The organism is Agromyces sp. NPDC055658 (assembly GCF_053618155.1).
Genome location: NZ_JBSHHD010000033.1, coordinates 1 through 18,152, shown reverse-complemented (window position 1 = coordinate 18,152; position 18,152 = coordinate 1). Strand labels below are relative to the sequence as shown.

At 71.7% G+C, this 18,152-nt stretch carries 18 protein-coding genes; 16 read left to right on the top strand and 2 right to left on the bottom strand.

What is annotated here, in order from left to right; all coding sequences use genetic code 11:
* Positions 1–845 (top strand): alpha/beta fold hydrolase (locus ACWGPE_RS14865; RefSeq protein ID WP_452048988.1); only part of this gene is annotated, 845 nt, incomplete at its 5' end.
* 102 nt (positions 846–947) lie between these two features.
* On the opposite strand, the gene lexA is transcribed toward ACWGPE_RS14865, so the two are convergent.
* A complete protein-coding gene (lexA, locus tag ACWGPE_RS14860) occupies positions 948–1,634 on the bottom strand; it encodes a transcriptional repressor LexA (RefSeq protein WP_420831081.1) in 687 nt (228 codons plus the stop codon).
* Positions 1,635–1,890: 256 nt separating this feature from the next.
* Here lexA and ACWGPE_RS14855 point away from each other — a divergent pair, with 256 nt between their 5' ends.
* The 9 genes from ACWGPE_RS14855 (at position 1,891) to ACWGPE_RS14815 (ending at position 13,367) form a co-directional block, all read left to right on the top strand.
* Entirely contained in the window at positions 1,891–2,283 is a 393-nt protein-coding gene (locus ACWGPE_RS14855) for a LysM peptidoglycan-binding domain-containing protein (protein WP_231431298.1), read from the top strand.
* Positions 2,284–2,340: 57 nt separating this feature from the next.
* On the top strand, positions 2,341–3,474 hold the full coding sequence (locus ACWGPE_RS14850; protein ID WP_231431297.1) for a histidinol-phosphate transaminase: 1,134 nt from the start codon (positions 2,341–2,343) through the stop codon (positions 3,472–3,474).
* Entirely contained in the window at positions 3,471–4,085 is a 615-nt protein-coding gene (hisB, locus tag ACWGPE_RS14845) for an imidazoleglycerol-phosphate dehydratase HisB (RefSeq protein ID WP_231431296.1), read from the top strand. Before ACWGPE_RS14850 ends, hisB begins: the two co-directional genes overlap by 4 nt.
* Entirely contained in the window at positions 4,082–4,720 is a 639-nt protein-coding gene (gene hisH / locus ACWGPE_RS14840) for an imidazole glycerol phosphate synthase subunit HisH (protein ID WP_231431295.1), read from the top strand. The genes hisB and hisH overlap by 4 nt, the downstream gene beginning before the upstream one ends.
* A 124-nt stretch (positions 4,721–4,844) precedes the next feature.
* Positions 4,845–5,591: a bifunctional 1-(5-phosphoribosyl)-5-((5-phosphoribosylamino)methylideneamino)imidazole-4-carboxamide isomerase/phosphoribosylanthranilate isomerase PriA gene (gene priA, locus ACWGPE_RS14835; RefSeq protein WP_231431294.1), complete on the top strand. Its 747-nt coding sequence runs from the start codon at positions 4,845–4,847 to the stop codon at positions 5,589–5,591.
* A 10-nt stretch (positions 5,592–5,601) separates the two neighbouring features.
* The gene (locus ACWGPE_RS14830; RefSeq protein ID WP_231431293.1) at positions 5,602–6,453 is read left to right on the top strand and encodes an SseB family protein; all 852 of its coding nucleotides are present in this window, start codon (positions 5,602–5,604) and stop codon (positions 6,451–6,453) included.
* A gap of 125 nt (positions 6,454–6,578) precedes the next feature.
* Complete coding sequence (locus ACWGPE_RS14825) at positions 6,579–7,985, top strand: pyridoxal phosphate-dependent decarboxylase family protein (protein ID WP_231431292.1); 1,407 nt, start codon at positions 6,579–6,581, stop codon at positions 7,983–7,985.
* A 35-nt stretch (positions 7,986–8,020) separates the two neighbouring features.
* A complete protein-coding gene (locus tag ACWGPE_RS14820) occupies positions 8,021–12,574 on the top strand; it encodes an ATP-dependent helicase (protein WP_452048987.1) in 4,554 nt (1,517 codons plus the stop codon).
* Positions 12,561–13,367 carry a DNA-formamidopyrimidine glycosylase family protein gene (locus ACWGPE_RS14815; RefSeq protein WP_275506764.1) on the top strand — a complete coding sequence of 269 codons (807 nt, stop codon included), beginning with the start codon at positions 12,561–12,563 and terminating at the stop codon, positions 13,365–13,367. Before ACWGPE_RS14820 ends, ACWGPE_RS14815 begins: the two co-directional genes overlap by 14 nt.
* Positions 13,368–13,391: 24 nt before the next feature.
* Here the strand turns inward: ACWGPE_RS14815 and ACWGPE_RS14810 are convergent, their stop codons facing one another.
* A complete protein-coding gene (locus tag ACWGPE_RS14810; RefSeq protein WP_374201166.1) occupies positions 13,392–13,775 on the bottom strand; it encodes a DUF1844 domain-containing protein in 384 nt (127 codons plus the stop codon).
* 307 nt (positions 13,776–14,082) lie between these two features.
* On the opposite strand from ACWGPE_RS14810, the gene infC reads away from it, so the two are divergent.
* The 6 genes from infC to ACWGPE_RS14780 all read left to right on the top strand — a co-directional run bounded on the left by infC (position 14,083) and on the right by ACWGPE_RS14780 (position 18,123).
* Complete coding sequence (gene infC, locus ACWGPE_RS14805) at positions 14,083–14,703, top strand: translation initiation factor IF-3 (RefSeq protein ID WP_231432349.1); 621 nt, start codon at positions 14,083–14,085, stop codon at positions 14,701–14,703.
* A 54-nt stretch (positions 14,704–14,757) separates the two neighbouring features.
* Positions 14,758–14,952, top strand: coding sequence for a 50S ribosomal protein L35 (gene rpmI, locus ACWGPE_RS14800; RefSeq protein WP_231431288.1), 195 nt, complete (start codon positions 14,758–14,760; stop codon positions 14,950–14,952).
* Positions 14,953–14,984: 32 nt separating this feature from the next.
* On the top strand, positions 14,985–15,371 hold the full coding sequence (gene rplT / locus ACWGPE_RS14795; RefSeq protein ID WP_231431287.1) for a 50S ribosomal protein L20: 387 nt from the start codon (positions 14,985–14,987) through the stop codon (positions 15,369–15,371).
* 101 nt (positions 15,372–15,472) lie between these two features.
* Positions 15,473–16,273: a TrmH family RNA methyltransferase gene (locus tag ACWGPE_RS14790; protein WP_231431286.1), complete on the top strand. Its 801-nt coding sequence runs from the start codon at positions 15,473–15,475 to the stop codon at positions 16,271–16,273.
* A gap of 90 nt (positions 16,274–16,363) precedes the next feature.
* Positions 16,364–17,152 carry an amino acid ABC transporter ATP-binding protein gene (locus ACWGPE_RS14785; RefSeq protein WP_231431285.1) on the top strand — a complete coding sequence of 263 codons (789 nt, stop codon included), beginning with the start codon at positions 16,364–16,366 and terminating at the stop codon, positions 17,150–17,152.
* A 53-nt stretch (positions 17,153–17,205) separates the two neighbouring features.
* Positions 17,206–18,123 (top strand): glutamate ABC transporter substrate-binding protein, encoded by a 918-nt coding sequence (locus tag ACWGPE_RS14780; RefSeq protein WP_452048986.1) that lies wholly within the window; start codon positions 17,206–17,208, stop codon positions 18,121–18,123.
* Positions 18,124–18,152 lie beyond the last annotated feature (29 nt).

Here is an 18,152-nt window from a genome sequence, read left to right as displayed (position 1 = left end):
CATGGAGCGGCATCCGCCCGATGCTCGGCGCCTTCGCATCGTTCGCCGGGGCGATGCACAGGCGGGCGGCGTACCGTCATCGCATGCGACTCGCGGTTCACGAGACGGGCGCGGGCGCCCGCACGGCCATCCTCATCCACGGCATCATGTCGGACTCGCGCGCATGGCACCGTGTCACGCACGAACTCGAGGCGCAGGGCTTCCGGGTGCTCGCGGTGGACCTCGCCGGACACGGGCGCAGCCCGCGGGCGCGTCGGTACTCGCCCGCCGCATGGGCCGACGACGTGGTCGAGACGGTCGAGCCCATGCTCGACGGGCCCCCCGACGTCGTGCTCGGGCACTCGCTCGGCGGCCTCGTCGCGAGCCTCGTCGCCGACCGGCTCGCGCCGCGGGCGGCGATCTACGTCGATCCCGCGTTCGCCTTTCCGACGGGTCTGCGCGGCCTGGCGTACAAGGCCTTCTTCGCGATCGCCCCGAGGCCGCGGCGCGGCGCGCTCGTGCGGATGAACCCGAAGTGGAGCGCGGTCGACGTCGACATCGAACTGGCGACCCTCCGCGACTGGGACAAGCGGACCGTGCTGGGCTTCGCCGACACCAGGCCGCTGGTGCCGCCGGCCCGACTCGTCGCCCCGACGCTCGTGCTGCTCGCCGAGAAGAGCCTGCTCATCACCGAGCGCGTCGCGGCCGACCTGCGCCGACGGGGCATGACCGTCGCGACGGTGCCGGGCACGGGTCACACGGTCTTCCGCGACGATCATGCTGGGTTCATGGACGCGGTGATCGGCTGGCTCCGTTCGGTGGCGCAGCCTGCGGGCGCGATCGCCGCAGGCGCGACGAGCGCATAGCGTCCTCCGGGCGCACGTCACCCGACGTCCCCGGCCTCGCCGATCGCGCGCCGCCGGCGCGGCCGCGGGCTCAGATCGCGCGCCGCCGGCGCGGCCGCGGGCTCAGACCGCGCGCAGCACGGCGACGACCTTGCCGAGGACCTCGGCCTGGTCGCCGAGGATCGGCTCGAACGCGGTGTTGCGCGGCAGCAGCCAGGTGTGGCCGTCGCGCTGGCGGAACACCTTGACGGTCGCCTCGCCGTCGAGCATGGCGGCCACGATCTCGCCGTTCTCGGCGGTGCGCTGCGAGCGCACGACCACCCAGTCGCCGTCGCAGATGGCCGCGTCGATCATCGAGTCGCCGACGACCTTGAGGATGAAGAGCTCGCCCTTGCCGACGAGCTGGCGGGGGAGCGGGAACACCTCGTCGATCTGCTGCTCGGCCGTGATCGGCACGCCGGCCGCGATGCGGCCGACGAGGGGGACCATCGCCGCGTCGCCGACCGGCGCGGGATCGCCCGCCGACGGAGGTCGCTCGTCGAGGCCCGGCAGCTCGATGAGCACCTCGAGCGCGCGGGGGCGGTTCGGATCGCGCCGCAGGTAGCCGGCGAGTTCGAGCTGGTTGAGCTGGTGCGTGACGCTCGACAGCGATGCGAGGCCGACGGCGTCACCGATCTCGCGCATGCTCGGCGGGTAGCCGCGTGTCGCCACCGAACGCTGCACGACCTCGAGGATCGCGATCTGCTTCGCGCTCAGGCTCTTGCGGCGGCGTGCCCTGCCGGTCTCGCGCACGTCGTTGTCGCTCTTCACGGTTCCGCCCCTCGTTGCGACCGCCTTCGCGATCGGATGTCGGTGGTGTCTGATCGACTGTTCCCAGACATTCGAAACTGTATCCACATGCGGCGGGAGCGGCAAACATTCGTTCGAGTGTGTCGCGAGATCGCTCCCCGAGAAACCCGCAGTCCGATGCTTGCAGTCGAAGATGTTCGAAGATATATTCGGAACAGAGATTCGCATCCGGCCCTCCCGGCCGAGGGCCGGATGCGATCCCACGCAGGAGGGTGACATGAGCGCAGCGATCGTGACGAACGAGTACCGTTCCGGTGTTCCGGTGCCCCGCGCAGGCCGTGTCGACGGCGGTGCGGAGGCTGCACCGCGCACCCGCCTCCGGCTGACCCGTCGCGGGCGCGCTGTCTTCACGACCCTCGCCGCACTGCCGATCGTCCTCTGGGCGCTCGCAGCCGTGCTGAACGCCGGCGGTGCGGCCGCCGACCTGGCCGGGGGCGATTCGCTGCAGTACGTCACGGTGGGTGCCGGGGGCTCGCTCTGGGAGATCGCCGAGGCGATCGACCCGTCGGCCGACCCGCGCGACACGATCGCCGAGATCGTCCGGCTCAACGGGCTCGACGGTGCGACGATCGAGCCGGGCCAGCGCCTCGCGGTCCCCGCTTCGGAGTAGGCGGTCATACGAGGTCGCACGCCGGGGCGTCACGGGTCGCGTGGCTAGGCTGGTTCGGTGACGAGTCTCGACGACCTCCCCATCCGCGACGACCTCCGTGGTCGCGACCCGTACGGTGCGCCGCAGAAGGCGGTGCCCGTCGCCCTCAACGTCAACGAGAACACGCATGCCATCCCCGAGGACGTGGCGCACGACATCGTCGCCCGAGTCGCCGCCGCGATCCTCCGGTTGAACCGATACCCCGATCGCGAGTTCACCGAGCTGCGAGAGGCGCTCGCCGGCTACCTCGGCCACGGGCTCGCACCCGAGCAGATCTGGGCCGCCAACGGCTCGAACGAGGTGCTGCAGCAGGTGCTGCAGGCGTTCGGCGGGCCCGGCCGCTCGGTGCTCGGATTCGCGCCGACGTACTCCATGTACGCGCTGCTCGCCTCGGGCACGGGCACCCGCTGGATCGCCGCCGACCGCGACGACGACTTCGAGCTCAGTGCCGAGACGGCGGTCGCCGCCGTTCGCGAGCACGACCCCGACCTCGTCTTCCTCTGCGCACCGAACAATCCCACGGGCACGCCGCTGTCGCTCGACACGGTGCGTGCCGTCGCCGACGCGGCACGGGGCATCGTCGTCGTCGACGAGGCGTACTTCGAGTTCGCCGACCCCGGTGCCCCGAGTGCGCTCACGCTGCTCGAGGGGCGGCCGCGGCTCGTGGTCTCCCGCACGATGAGCAAGGCGTTCGCGTTCGCGGGCGCCCGCGTCGGCTACCTCGCCGGCGACCCCGCCACGATCGATGCCCTGCGGCTCGTGCGCCTGCCGTACCACCTCTCCGCGCTCACCCAGGCCGCCGCGCTCGGCGCGCTCGCCCATGCCGACGAGATGCTGGCGATGGTCGACGACATCCGCCGCCAGCGCGAGCGAATCACGACCGAGCTCGCGCGACTCGGCTTCGCCCCGCACCGCAGCGGATCGAACTTCGTGCTGTTCGGCGGGGTCGACGACCCGCACGCCGTGTTCGAGGGGCTGCTCGCGCGAGGCATCCTCATCAGGGAGCTCGGCATCCCCGGGCACCTGCGCGTGACTGCGGGCACCGAGGCCGAGACCACCGCCTTCCTCGAGGCGGTCGCCGTGTTCGCGCCGGCGGCCGTCGCGACGAGCGGCGCGGCCGGTGGCACCACCGAGAATAGGATCGAGTCATGACCGCCCAGCCCCGATCGCGCACCGCGCGCGTGCAGCGCGAGACGAGCGAATCGAGCATCGACCTGTCGATCGACCTCGACGGCTCGGGCTCGAGCGACATCGAGACCGGCGTGCCGTTCTACGACCACCTGCTCACCGCGTTCGCGAAGCACTCGCTCACCGACCTCACCGTGCGCGCGTCGGGAGACCTTCACATCGACGTGCATCACACCGTCGAAGACACCGGCATCGTGCTGGGGCAGGCGATCCGCGAGGCGCTCGGCGACAAGCGCGGCATCTCGCGCTACGGCGACGCGCTCGTGCCGCTCGACGAGGCGCTCGCGCAGGCGGTCGTCGACATCTCGGGGCGGCCGTTCCTCGTGCACACCGGTGAGCCGGAGGGCTTCGAGTTCCACCTCATCGGCGGTCACTTCACGGGCTCGATGGTGCGGCACGTCTTCGAGGCGATCGCCTTCAACGCCGGGCTCACCGTGCACGTCACGGTGCTCGGCGGGCGCGACCCGCACCACATCGCCGAGGCCGAGTTCAAGGCCTTCGCGCGCGCATTCCGGCAGGCGAAGGCGCTCGACCCGCTCGTCAGCGGCATCCCGTCGACCAAGGGTGCGCTGTGAGCCGCAACCGGCGCGTCGTGGTGCTCGACTACGGGTCGGGCAACGTGCACTCGGCCGCGAAGGCGCTCGAACGCGCTGGCGCGGAGGTCGAGGTCACGGCCTCACGTGCAGCGGCGATGGAGGCCGACGGCCTCGTCGTGCCCGGCGTGGGCGCGTTCAAGGCCGTCATGGACCAGCTCCGCGCGGTGCGCGGCGACGAGATCATCGACCGGCGCCTCGCCGGTGGCCGGCACGTGCTCGGCATCTGCGTCGGCATGCAGGTGCTCTTCGAGCACGGCGTCGAACGCGGCGTCGACACCGAGGGGCTCGGAGAGTGGCCCGGGGCCGTCACCGAGCTTCCGGCCGAGGTGCTGCCGCACATGGGCTGGAACACCGTCGTGCCCGACGCGGGCTCGGTGCTGTTCGACGGCATCGAAGACGAGCGCTTCTACTTCGTGCATTCGTTCGCGGCGCAGTCGTGGCACCTCGACGTGATGCCGCCGTTCCCGCAGCCGAAGCTGACCTGGGCCGAGCACGGCGGGCGCTTCCTCGCCGCGGTCGAGAACGGTCCGCTGTCGGCGACGCAGTTCCACCCAGAGAAGTCGTCGGACGCGGGCATCCGGCTGCTCTCGAACTGGCTCGGCGCACTCGCCTGAGTCATCCGACCGTCATGCGACACGTCGCGCGCGGCGCGGGCGACTATGATCCTGTGACTGTGCCGGCCGTCACTGCGCCGGGTGAAACACGGCCGACGGCGTATCGCGATCGAGGACAGTAGTGATGAGTGAGTTCAACAAGACCCCCGGCCTCGTGCTGCTGCCGGCCGTCGACGTCGCGGGCGGCAAGGCCGTCCGCCTGACGAAGGGCGAGGCCGGCACCGAGACGAGCTACGGCGACCCGGTCGACGCGGCCGTGGACTGGGCCGACCAGGGCGCCGAGTGGATCCACCTCGTCGACCTCGACGCGGCGTTCGGCCGCGGGTCGAACGGCGGCATCCTGAAGAAGGTCATCCGCCAGGTGCGCGGCGTGAACGTCGAGCTGTCGGGCGGGATCCGCGACGACGAGTCGCTCGAGCACGCTCTCGAGATCGGCGCCAAGCGCATCAACCTCGGCACCGCAGCCCTCGAGAACCCCGAGTGGGCCGCCTCGGTCATCGCCCAGTACGGCGAGGCCATCGCCGTCGGCCTCGACGTGCGCGGGACGACGCTCGCCGCCCGCGGCTGGACGAAGGACGGCGGCGACCTGTGGCAGGTCATGGACCGGCTCGAAGAGGCGGGTGCCGCGCGCTACGTCGTGACCGACGTCACGAAGGACGGCACGCTGCAGGGCCCGAACGTCGAGCTCCTGCGCCAGGTGATGGACCGCACGCACCGCCCCGTCGTCGCCTCCGGCGGCATCTCGAGCCTCGACGACCTCGCCACGCTGCGCGAGCTCGTGCCGCTCGGCCTCGAGGGCGCGATCGTCGGCAAGGCCCTGTACGCCGGCGCCTTCACGCTCGCCGAGGCCCTCGACGTCGCGAGCAACTGAGCCGGCGCGCATGACCGCTGATCTCGGCAACGCTGCGGACGACGAGGATGCCTCGGGCACGACGCCCGGCGGCACCGCGCGGCCGCTTCCCGCGCATCTCGCGGATTCTGCGGGGGTACCGTGGGCGGGCCGGGCGTTCGACGAGAACCCGCACGCGGGCGACGACGGCTCGACCCCGGCGGCCCTCGGTGCCGCGCTGCGTGCATTCCACGACGGAGACGGCTCACAGGCCGGTGTCGTCGCCGCGTTCGGCGCCTCGAGGCTGCTGATCCCGCTGCTCGCCGAGCTCGGCGACGGGGGAGCGGAGACCGGCGCGCACGGCCACGCCGTCGACAAGAGCCAGGAACTCTCGATCGTGACGGTCGACGGGCCCGACGGGCGTCGCGTGCTGCCGGTGTTCTCGTCGGTGGACACGATGCGCGCCTGGAACCCGGTCGCCCGTCCTGTGCCCGCCGACGGCGTCCGGGTGGCGCTCGCCGCGGCCGACGACGGCACCGAGCTCGTCGTGCTCGACCCGGCATCGCCGGGCGAGTTCGTGCTGCGCCGACCCGCCGTGTGGGCGGTCGCCCAGCAGAAGCCGTGGACGCCGCCCTTCGACGACGAGGCCGTGCGCCGGGCGTTCGAGCGCTCGATCGGCAGCGAGCTCGCCGTGCTCGGCGTGGACCTCGCCGCGGGCGACCCGCTCGCGCGGCTCGCCGGGCCCGAGCTCGTCGTGACGCTGCGGCTCGTCGACGGACTCACCCGTGAGGAGCTCGATGCCACGACCGCTCGGCTCGCGCGGCGCTGGGCGGAGGACGACGCGATCGCGACAGGGGTCGACTCGCTCGCCGTGCGACTCGTCGGCGGTCGTCGCGACGCCTGAGCGTGCGGAAGCAGGCAGTGCCGCCTCAGCCGTGCGCGCGAGCCCGCCCGAACTGGGCATTGACCGCGTGAGCATCGCGGAGCATCATCTGGAACGCGCACGTGTGCGCGGAAGTCAGGTGGAACATGGCCGAGCGACCGTCGGCCGCCGGAGCGCGGCGACCCGAATACGACCGACCGCTGGAGATCGCGTCCGACCGGGCGAGACGCTGGCTCGACGGCGTCGCCGAACGTCCGATCCCGCCCGAGATCGATGCCGATGCGGCGAAGGAACTGCTGGGTCGGGCGCTGCCGAGCCGCGGTGAACCGGCAGCACAGGTGGTCGAGCGGTTGGCCGACGGCGTCGAACCGGGACTGCTCGGCATCGGCTCGCCGCGCTTCTTCGGCTGGGTGATGGGCGGGGTGCAACCGGTCGCCCTCGCCGCCGACTGGCTCGTCTCGGCGTGGGACCAGAACACCGGGCTGCGGTTCGCGACGCCCGGCGTCGCCGCGGTCGAGGAGCTCGCAGGGGAGTGGATCGTCGATCTGCTCGGCCTGCCCGCCGGGTCGGCGGTCGGCTTCACCACCGGGGCCACGATGGCGCATTTCGTCGGGCTCGCGACCGGTCGCGACGAACTCCTGCGGAGGGCCGGCTGGGATGCGGCGCAGGACGGCGTCTTCGGAGCGCCGCGCGTGCGCTTCGTCGTGGGCGCCGAACGGCACGGTACGGTCGACCTCGCCGGGCGCTACCTCGGCCTCGGGGCACCGGTCGTCGCCGCCGCGGACGACGAGGGGCGCATCGACGTCGGCGCGCTCGGAGCGGTGCTCGCCGCCGATCCCGATCCGGCGATCGTCGTCCTCCAGGCGGGCAACATCCATTCCGGATCGTTCGACGACTTCGCCCGGGCGATCGGGGTCGCGCACGAGGCCGGCGCCTGGGTGCACGTCGACGGCGCCTTCGGGCTGTGGGCGGGAGCCAGCCCGCGCCTGCGGCACCTCGTCGCGGGGTACGAGGCGGCCGACTCGTGGTCGACCGATGCGCACAAGACGCTCAGCGTGCCGTACGACTGCGGCATCGCGATCGTGCGCGACGAGCACGCGATGCAGCGGGCGCTGAGCATGCATGCGAGCTACCTGCAGGCGAGCGACGCCGTCGCCGACCCGCACGAGCGGGTGCCCGAGCTTTCGCGGCGTGCTCGCGGCGTTCCGACGTGGGCGGTGCTGCGCGCCCTCGGGCGCGAGGGCGTCTCCGAGCTCGTCGAACGGCTCGTCGACTCCGCGAAGCGGATCGCCGTCGGCGTCGCTCGCCTGCCAGGCGTGGAGGTGCTGAACGACGTCGTCTTCACCCAGGTGTGCCTCGCACTCGCCGACGATGCGGCGACGGAGGCGCTCTCGTCCCGGCTCTGGGAGGAGGGTGAGGTGCTCGCGATGACGTCGCGGTGGCGCGATCGCGCGGTCGTGCGGTTCTCGGTGAGCAACTGGGCGACCGACGCCACCGAGGCCGACCGCACGGTCGCCGCCGTCGCCCGCGCCCTCGCCGCAGACCCGCGCTGAGAACGGTTGTCGGCGGCATCGGATTGAATGGAGCCATGACCGATGCGCTTGCGGCCTTCTCGGAGGCGACGCGCACGTGGTTCGCCGAGGCGTTCCGCGCGCCCACCGCGGTGCAGCAGGGCGCCTGGCGGGCGATCGGGAGCGGCGCCCACGCGCTCGTCGTCGCTCCCACCGGATCGGGCAAGACCCTGTCGGCGTTCCTCTCGGCGATCGACCGGCTCACGACCGAGCCCGCCGCCGAGCCCGGTACCCGGGTGCTCTACCTGTCGCCGCTCAAGGCGCTCGGCGTCGACGTCGAGCGCAACCTCCGCGCGCCGCTCACCGGCATCGCCCGCGTCGCCGAGCGCCTCGGCGCCACGCCGCCGAGCGTGAGCGTCGGGGTGCGCTCGGGCGACACGCCCGCGAACGAGCGTCGGGCGCTGCTGCGCACGCCGCCCGACATCCTCATCACGACGCCCGAGTCGCTCTTCCTCATGCTGACCTCGCAGGCGCGTGAGACGTTGCGCTCGATCGAGACCGTCATCGTCGACGAGATCCACGCGGTCGCCGGCACGAAGCGCGGTGCGCACCTCGCACTGTCGCTCGAGCGCCTCGACGCGCTGCTCGAGCGTCCGGCCCAGCGCATCGGGCTCTCGGCGACCGTGCGGCCCGTCGAAGAGGTGGCCCGGTTCCTCTGCGCGAGCGCACCGGTCGAGGTCGTCGCGCCGCCGGCCGACAAGCGATTCGACCTGCGCGTGGTCGTGCCCGTCGAAGACATGGCGCAGCTGCCCGCGAACGACGATGCGACGGGCTCGATCTGGCCGCACGTCGAACAGGCGATCCTCGATCGCGTGCTCGAGCACCGCTCCTCGATCGTCTTCGCGAACTCGAGGCGGTTGGCCGAGCGGCTCACCGCCCGCCTGAACGAACTGCACCTCGACGAGCTCGAACGCGCCGAGCTCGTCACCGCGGCGGCCGCGGCCGGGCCCCCCGCGGCACTCATGGCGCAGTCGGGCCAGACCGTCGGTGCGCCGGCCGTCATCGCCCGCGCCCATCATGGCTCGGTCAGCAAAGAGCAGCGCGCCGACATCGAAGACGACCTGAAGTCGGGGCGGCTGCGCTGCGTCGTGGCGACCTCGAGCCTCGAGCTCGGCATCGACATGGGCGCGGTCGACCTCGTCGTGCAGGTCGAGGCGCCGCCCTCCGTCGCGAGCGGGCTCCAGCGGCTGGGGCGCGCGGGGCACCAGGTCGGCGAGGTGTCGCGCGGCGTCATGTTCCCCAAGCACCGAGCCGACCTCGTGCACACGGCGGTCGCGGCCGAACGCATGCTCGGTGGGCTCATCGAGACCATGCGGGTGCCGGCGAACCCGCTCGACATCCTCGCCCAGCAGACGATCGCGGCCGCAGCCGTCGACGAACTCGACGTCGAGGGCTGGTTCGCGACCGTGCGCCGCGCGGCCCCGTTCGCGACGCTGCCGCGCTCGGCCTACGAGGCGACGCTCGACCTCCTCGCGGGCCGATATCCGTCGGACCGCTTCGGCGAGCTCCGGCCGCGCGTCGTCTGGGACCGCGAGGCCGGCGTCGTGACCGGGCGCCCCGGGGCGCAGCGGCTCGCCGTCACGAGCGGCGGCACCATCCCCGACCGGGGCATGTTCGGCGTCTTCCTCGTCGGCGGCGACGAGACCACCGGCCGCCGCGTCGGCGAGCTCGACGAGGAGATGGTCTACGAGTCGCGCGTCGGCGACGTCTTCGCGCTGGGCGCGACGAGCTGGCGCATCCAGGAGATCACATTCGACCGCGTCAACGTCGTGCCGGCCTTCGGCCAGCCGGGCCGCGTCCCCTTCTGGAAGGGCGACGGGCTCGGGCGGCCCGTCGAGCTCGGCCGCGCGCTCGGAGCGTTCATGCGCGAGGTGTCGACGGCGACCGAGCCCGAGGCTCGCTCGCGCATCGCGGCCTCCGGGCTCGACCACAACGCCACCACGAACCTCATCGCCTTCCTCGCCGACCAGGCGCGCGCCACGGGGGCGGTGCCGAGCGATCGCACCCTCGTGGTCGAGCGCACCCGCGACGAGCTGGGCGACTGGCGCGTCATCCTGCACTCGCCGTTCGGCATGCCCGTGCACGCGCCGTGGGCGCTCGCCGTCGCGGCGCGGGTGCGCGAGCGGCACGGGGTCGACGGCGCCGCGGTCGCGGCCGACGACGGCATCATCGTGCGCATCCCCGACACGGGCGACGAGCCGCCCGGCGCCGACCTCTTCCGCTTCGAGGCGGCCGAGCTCGAGCAGCTCGTCACCGACGAGGTCGGCGGTTCGGCGCTGTTCGCGAGTCGATTCCGCGAGTGCGCGGCGCGCGCCCTGCTGCTGCCTCACTACCAGCCCGGGCGCCGGTCACCGCTCTGGCAGCAGCGGCAGAAGGCGGCGCAGCTGCTCGAGGTCGCGAGCGCGTTCCCGACCTTCCCGATCATCCTCGAGACGGTGCGCGAAGTGCTGCAAGACGTCTACGACGTGCCGGGCCTCGTCGAGATCGCCGCCGACCTCGCCGCGCGCCGGGTGCGCCTCGTCGAGACCACGACCGAGTCGCCGAGCCCGTTCGCGAGCGCGCTGCTGTTCGGCTACGTCGGCGCGTTCATGTACGAGGGCGACTCGCCGCTCGCCGAGCGCCGCGCCGCGGCCCTCGCGATCGACCAGTCGCTGCTCGGCGAGCTGCTCGGCCGGGTCGAGCTGCGCGAGCTCCTCGACCCCGGCGTCATCGAGCGGACTGAGCGCGAGCTCCAACGCCTCGATCCCGAGCGCCGTGCTCGGGGCACGGAGGGCGTCGCCGACCTGTTGATGGCGCTCGGCCCGCTCACCGACGACGAGATCGCCGTGCGAGTCGATGAGTCGACCGACCCGGCGTCGGCCGTGGCCGAGCTCGTCGCGGCGCGGCGAGCCGTGCGCGTCGGGTTCGCCGGTCGCGAGCACCTCGCCGCCGTCGAAGACGTGGGCCGCCTCCGCGACGCCCTCGGCGTTCCGGTGCCACCGGGCGTGGCCGTCGCGTTCGGCGAGCACGTGGCCGACCCGATGGGCGACCTCATCAGCCGGTACGCCCGCACCCACGGACCGTTCGCCGTCGACGAGGTCGCCGACCGGTTCGGAATCGGGGTGGCGGTGGCACGGGCCGCGCTACGCCGACTGGCCGACGAACGGAGGGTCGTCGAGGGCGAGTTCCGCCCCCACGGCACGTCGACCGAGTGGTGCGACGCCGAGGTGCTGCGGCGGCTCCGTCGGCGCTCGCTCGCGGCCCTCCGGCACGAGATCGAGCCGGTGCCCCAGCGCGCCCTCGCGCGGTTCGTGCCGGCATGGCAGCAGGTCGGCGGCGGGTTGAGGGGCATCGACGGGGTCGCGAGCACGATCGAACAGCTCGAGGGGGTGCGCCTGCCCGCCTCGGCCTGGGAGTCGCTCGTCCTGCCGTCGCGTGTCGCCGACTACAGCCCCGCCATGCTCGACGAGCTCATGGCGAGCGGGGAGGTGCTGTGGGCCGGCGCCGGAGAACTCGCCGGCGACGACGGCTGGATCACCCTGCACTCGGCCGAGACGGCACCGCTCACGCTGGCCCCGCCGATCGACGCCGACCTCACGCCGCTCCAGCGCGAGGTGCTGGTCGCACTCGGGTCGGGCGGCGCGTTCTTCTTCCGTCAGCTCGCCGACGCCGTCGGCGCCTTCGGCACCGTGCCGTCCGAGTTCGGAGAGGCCCCCGTCGACGACGGCGCCCTCGTCGAGGCGCTCTGGGGCCTCGTCTGGGCGGGTCTCGTCACGAACGACACCTTCTCGCCCGTGCGGGCGCTCACGAGCGGCGGGCGCAGCGCGCACAAGGCATCGCGACCGGTACCCAGGGCGCGGATGCTGCGGGGCCGGTCCCTCCCGCGGGCGACGATGCCGAGTCGCACCGGCCCGCCGTCGGTCGCCGGTCGATGGTCGATCCTGCCGGTGGCCGATTCCGACCCCACCCGCCGCGCCCACGCGCTCGGTGAGATGCTGCTCGACCGCTACGGCGTCGTCACGCGCGGCGCCGCCGTCGCAGAGGGCGTGGTCGGCGGCTTCGCGCTCGTCTACAAGACCCTCAGCGGCTTCGAGGAATCCGGTCGCGCCCGCCGTGGGTACTTCGTCGAGCGCCTCGGCGCCGCCCAGTTCGCAGCGCCGGGGGCCGTCGACCGACTGCGGAGCCATTCCGACCTCGACACGCGCGACGCCGACGCGCCCAGGGTGCTCGCACTCGCCGCGACCGACCCGGCGAACGCCTACGGCGCTGCCCTGCCGTGGCCCGACCCCCCGGGCGAGAGCTCGCATCGGGCTGCGCGAAAGGCCGGTGCGATCGTCGTGGTCGCCGACGGCGAGCTGGTCGCCTATGTCGAGCGCGGCGGCAAGACCGTGCTCGTCTACACCGAGGACGACGAGCTCCTCGCGCTCGCCGCGGGGTCGGTCGCGAGCCTCGTCACGGCGGGGCGGGTGCGGCGGATCGCGGTGGAGTCGGTGAACGGCGCGTTCGTGCTCGGCACCCCGTTCGGGGTTGCTCTGCGGGCGGCGGGGTTCGGGGAGACGCCGAGGGGACTGCGACTCGATGCCCGAAGGTGACTCCGTCTTCCAGGTCGCCGCGATGCTGCGTCCGGTGCTCGCGGGGCACGAGTTCGCCCGAACCGACTTCCGGGTGCCCCGCTACGCCACGGTCGACCTGGCGGGCGAGCGCGTCGACGAGGTCGTGAGCCGCGGCAAGCACCTGCTCATCCGCACGCCCGGGCACACCATCCGCACCCACCTCAAGATGGAGGGCGAGTGGCGCGTATTCGCGTCGGGGGAGCGGTGGACGAAGCCGGCCCACCGGGCGCGTGTCGTGCTCGCCACGACCGAGGCGGAGGTCGTCGGATTCGACCTCGGCGAGGTCGAGGTCGTCCCGCGTGCGGAAGACGCCGCGATGCTCGCCCACCTCGGCCCCGACCTGCTCGACCCCGGCTGGCGGCCTCAGCACACGGCTGAGGCCGTCCGTCGCCTCGGCGAGCACCCCGAGGTGCCGGTCGCGGTCGCCCTGCTCGACCAGCGCAACCTGGCCGGGCTCGGCAACGTGTACGTCAACGAGCTGTGCTTCCTGCGGGGTGTCCGCCCCCACCGCCCGGTCGGCGAGGTGACCGACCCCGCAGGAGTCGTCGATCTCGGCCGCCGCCTCATCGTCGCGAATCGCGACCGGCGTGCGCGGGTGACCACCGGCGTCGACCGGCGCGGGCAGCGGCTCTGGGTCTACGGCCGTGGCGGCGAGCCCTGCCGGCGCTGCCGCACGACGATCGAGCGGGGCGAACTCGGTCGAGCACGAGCGGATTCGGTCACCGATCCGCAGGAGCGCGTCGTCTTCTGGTGCCCGAGCTGCCAGCGCTGACCGCGCGCGAGCTTCGGGCGCCCGTCAGCTGACCGGGCCGGTCCACTTCTCGCCGGGACCTTGCCCGATCGCGTCGGGGATGGGCGACGCCTCGCGGAAGGCGAGCTGCAGCGAGCGCAGTCCGTCGCGGAGCGACCGCGCGTGCATGTCGCTGATCTCGGGGGCGCCCGCCGTGATGAGCCCGGCGAGGGCGTTGATGAGCTTGCGCGCCTCGTCGAGGTCGAGCTGCGAGTCGGGGTCGTCGGCGAGGCCGACCTTGACGGCCGCCGCGCTCATGAGATGGACCGCCGTGGTCGTGATGATCTCGACGGCCGGCACCTCGGCGATGTCGCGCGTCGCTCCCTCGACCTCGCCGGCGACCGTCTCGTCGTACGCGACGCGTTCGGCCGCGTGATCGTCGGCGACGATCCGCTCGGACTCGGGGGGGGACTCGTCGAAACCCGCGTCGGCGGGCGAATTCCAGGTCACAGACATCCTCTGCTAGACTACTTCGGGCTCCGGGGCTTCTCCCCGGTACGAAAGTGGAGATCCTCCCACCCGCGCATACCGCTTCATCAAGGTTACCGGGTCGATTGCACTCCGCTTCCACGCCGCCGATCGCGAGATCGACGTGTGGAAGTAGACAGGGTGCCGTATGAGCCGCGGTGAGAATCCGCGCGAATACGTGAATCTCCTCCTTCGGCGCATGAAACAGCTTGAGTAGAGGAGTACACGCATCAGCGATCCGCGTACCAACGACCGTATCCGTGTTCCCGAGGTCCGCCTCGTGGGTCCTGGCGGAGAGCAGGTCGGCGTCGTGAAGATCGAGGTGGCCCTGCGGCTCGCGCAGGAGGCCGACCTCGACCTCGTCGAGGTCGCACCGAACTCGCGTCCGCCGGTCGTCAAGATCATGGACTACGGCAAGTACAAGTACGAGGCTGCGCAGAAGGCGAAAGAGGCCCGGCGCAACCAGGCGAACACCATCCTCAAAGAGGTCCGGTTCCGCCTCAAGATCGACAAGCACGACTACGAGACCAAGATGAAGCGCGCCGTCGGCTTCCTGAAGGCCGGCGACAAGGTCAAGGCGATGATCCTCTTCCGCGGCCGCGAGCAGTCGCGTCCCGAGATGGGTGTCCGCCTCCTCCAGCGCTTCGCGGAAGACGTGGCGGAGTTCGGCACGGTCGAGCACAACCCCACGATCGACGGCCGCAACATGGTCATGGTCATCGCGCCCCTGAAGAACAAGTCCGAGGCCAAGGCCGAGGCGAATGCACAGCGTGCTGCGGCGAAGGCCCGGCCGGCGGCGGAAGCCCCGGCCGAGTCCGACTCGCAGACGGCCGAGCCGACCGAGGCGTAGGCCGAACACCCCGTCCGTCACCCGCGTGACGGCAGAACCAAGGAGAAACACGAGATGCCGAAGCAGAAGACCCACTCCGGGTCCAAGAAGCGCTTCAAGATCACCGGCACCGGCAAGATCAAGAAGCAGCAGGCCGGTATGCGCCACAACCTCGAGGGCAAGTCCTCGGTGCGCACGCGCCGTCTGAACCAGGACAAGGTCGCCTCGGCGCCCGACACCAAGGTCATCAAGAAGCTTCTCGGCCGCTGAGCCGCGAGACCCGCTAAGGAAGAAACAGAGTCATGGCAAGAGTGAAGCGCGCTGTCAATGCGCACAAGAAGCGTCGGGTCATCCTCGAGCGCGCCGAGGGCTACCGCGGTCAGCGGTCGCGCCTCTACCGCAAGGCGAAGGAGCAGGTCACCCACTCCCTCGTCTACTCGTACAACGACCGTCGCAAGAAGAAGGGCGACTTCCGTCGCCTGTGGATCCAGCGGATCAACGCGGCCTCGCGTCAGAACGGCCTCACCTACAACCGCCTCATCCAGGGCCTCGGCCTGGCCGGCGTCGAGGTCGACCGTCGCATCCTCGCCGAGCTCGCGGTGAACGAGCCCGCCACGTTCGCGGCGCTCGTCGAGACCGCGAAGAAGGCGCTGCCTGCCGACACCTCGGCCCCGAAGACCGCCGCGTAAGCGCGACCTTCCGTCTCGAACGGCCCGGCACCCCAGGTGCCGGGCCGTTCGTCGTCCGAGGGATGCCGCAGCCGGGGCATCCCCTTGAATAGACTGGGACCATGCTCGAGAACCCCCGCTCGCCACGCGTCCGCGCTGTCGCGAAGCTCGCCAAGAAGGCGGCGAGAGCCGAGAGCGGGTTGTTCCTGCTCGAGGGACCGCAGGCCGTCGCCGAGGCGCTCGAGTTCCGTCCCGAGCTCCTCGTCGAGCTCTTCGCCACGCCGACCGCGCTCGATCGGTACCCCGAGATCGCCGAGGCGGCCGTCCGCGCCGGGCTCACCGCCCAGTACGTCACCGAAGAGGTGCTCGCGTCGATGGCCGACACGGTCACCCCGCAGGGATTCGCCGCCGTGTGCCGGCAGTTCCCGACCGCGGTGAAAGACGTGTTCGCGGCGTCCCCGAAGCTCATCGCGATCCTCGAAGAGGTGCGCGACCCCGGCAACGCCGGCACGATCGTGCGCGCGGCCGACGCCGCCGGCGCCGATGCGGTGATCATGACGGGCCGTGCCGTCGACCTCTACAACCCGAAGGTCGTGCGCTCGTCGACCGGATCGATCTTCCACCTCCCGGTCGCGATCGGCGCCGACCTCGACGACGTGCTCGAACGCGCGCGCGCGGCCGGGCTCACAGTCCTCGCCGCCGACGTCAAGGGCGAAGACCTGCTCGCAGCACGCAACGACGGCGTCCTCGCGAAGCCGACCGCCTGGCTCTTCGGCAACGAGGCGCGGGGTCTGCCCGACGAGCAGCTCGCGCTCGCCGACCGGATCGTCACCGTGCCGATCTACGGGCACGCGGAGTCGATGAACCTCGCCACGGCGGCCTCGGTGTGCCTCTACGAGAGCGCTTTCGCGCAGCGCAGCTGATCATCGAGCCGGCCCCGTCTGGTCACGAATCGGTAAACGCGCCGCGAATGCTCTAGTGGCGAGGGCCGAAGTCTCCCTAGTTTTGGGGGTATGCAACCGAGTGATCAGTCCCCGCCGACGTCGAACATCTCGGCGCGGCGCGGTGAGCCGCTCGTGGTCGTCGACCACGTCGAGAAGCACTACGGCCAGTTCCACGCCCTGAAGGACGTGTCGCTCACGGTGCACAGGGGCGAAGTCGTCGTCGTGATCGGCCCGTCGGGGTCGGGCAAGTCGACGCTCTGCCGCACGATCAACCGCCTCGAGACGTTCACGACCGGGTCGATCCGCATCGACGGCGACGAACTGCCGCAGGAGGGCAAGGAGCTCGCGGCGCTGCGCGCCGACGTCGGCATGGTGTTCCAGTCGTTCAACCTCTTCGCACACCTGACCGTGCTCGACAACGTCACCCTCGGGCCGATCAAGGTGAAGCACCAGTCGAAGGCCGATGCCGAGCGGGCGGCGAAGGTGCTGCTCGATCGCGTCGGTGTCGGCGAGCAGGCCGACAAGCTGCCGGCGCAGCTCTCGGGCGGGCAGCAGCAGCGCGTGGCGATCGCCCGCGCCCTGGCGATGAATCCGAAGGTCATGCTCTTCGACGAGCCGACGAGCGCCCTCGACCCCGAGATGATCAACGAGGTGCTCGACGTCATGGTCGGCCTCGCGCAAGACGGCATGACCATGGTCGTTGTCACGCACGAGATGGGGTTCGCGCGCAAGGCGGCCGACCGCGTCGTGTTCATGGCCGACGGGCAGATCGTCGAGGAGTCGACGCCCGAGGAGTTCTTCACGAATGCGCAGAGCGCCCGTGCGAAGGACTTCCTCTCCAAGCTCATCACCCACTAGACGTCCGCGCTCGGCGCGGCGACCGTACCGGATTCGACACCAGGAGGACAAAGATGCGCAGGACAACACGAATCGCCGGTGCGCTGGCGGGCATCGCCGTCGCGGCGCTCGCACTCAGTGCGTGCAACAGTGGCAGCCCGGGCGACTCCGGCACCGACGGTGCGACGGACGATGCCGGCGGCGACACCGCACTGTGGGAGGTGGCCACCGATGTGCAGCTCGAGGGCAGCCCCACGTTCGACGCCATGACCGACCGCGGCAAGGTCGTCATCGGCGTGAAGAACGACCAGCCGGGCCTCGGCTACGAAGACGCCGCGTCCGGTGAGCGCAGCGGATTCGACATCGGCATCGCCCAGTGGATCGCGGCCTCGCTCGGCTTCGACGAAGACCAGATCGAGTACCAGACCATCCCGTCGGCGAACCGCGAGCAGGCGCTCGTGAACGGCGACATCGACTACTACGTCGGCACGTACTCGATCACCGACAAGCGCAAGGAGCAGATCGACTTCGCCGGCCCGTACTTCATCACCGGCCAGGGCCTGCTCGTCGCCGCCGACAACGAGGACATCAACGGCCCCGACGACCTCGAGGGCAAGATCGTCTGCTCGGTGACGGGTTCGACGCCGCTGCAGCGCATCCGCGACGAGTACAACCCCGGCGACACGGTCGAGTACGACACGTACTCGCAGTGCGTCGAGCAGCTGAAGGCCGGCGCGGTCGACGCGATCACGACCGACGAGGCGATCCTCGCCGGCTACGTCGCGCAGGACCCCGACGCGCTGAAGATCGCGGGCGAGCCGTTCAGCGAGGAGCGCTACGGCGTCGGCCTCCAGAAGGGCGACGCGGCACTGCAGGAGCACATCAACGCGCTGTTCACCGACGGCAACGACGTCTGGCAGGCACTGTTCGACGAGAACCTCGCGCCGGCCGGCATCTCGGGCGAGCAGCCCGAGGTCGACCCGACGAGTTGATCACCCGGGGCGGGGGCGCAGAGCGCCCC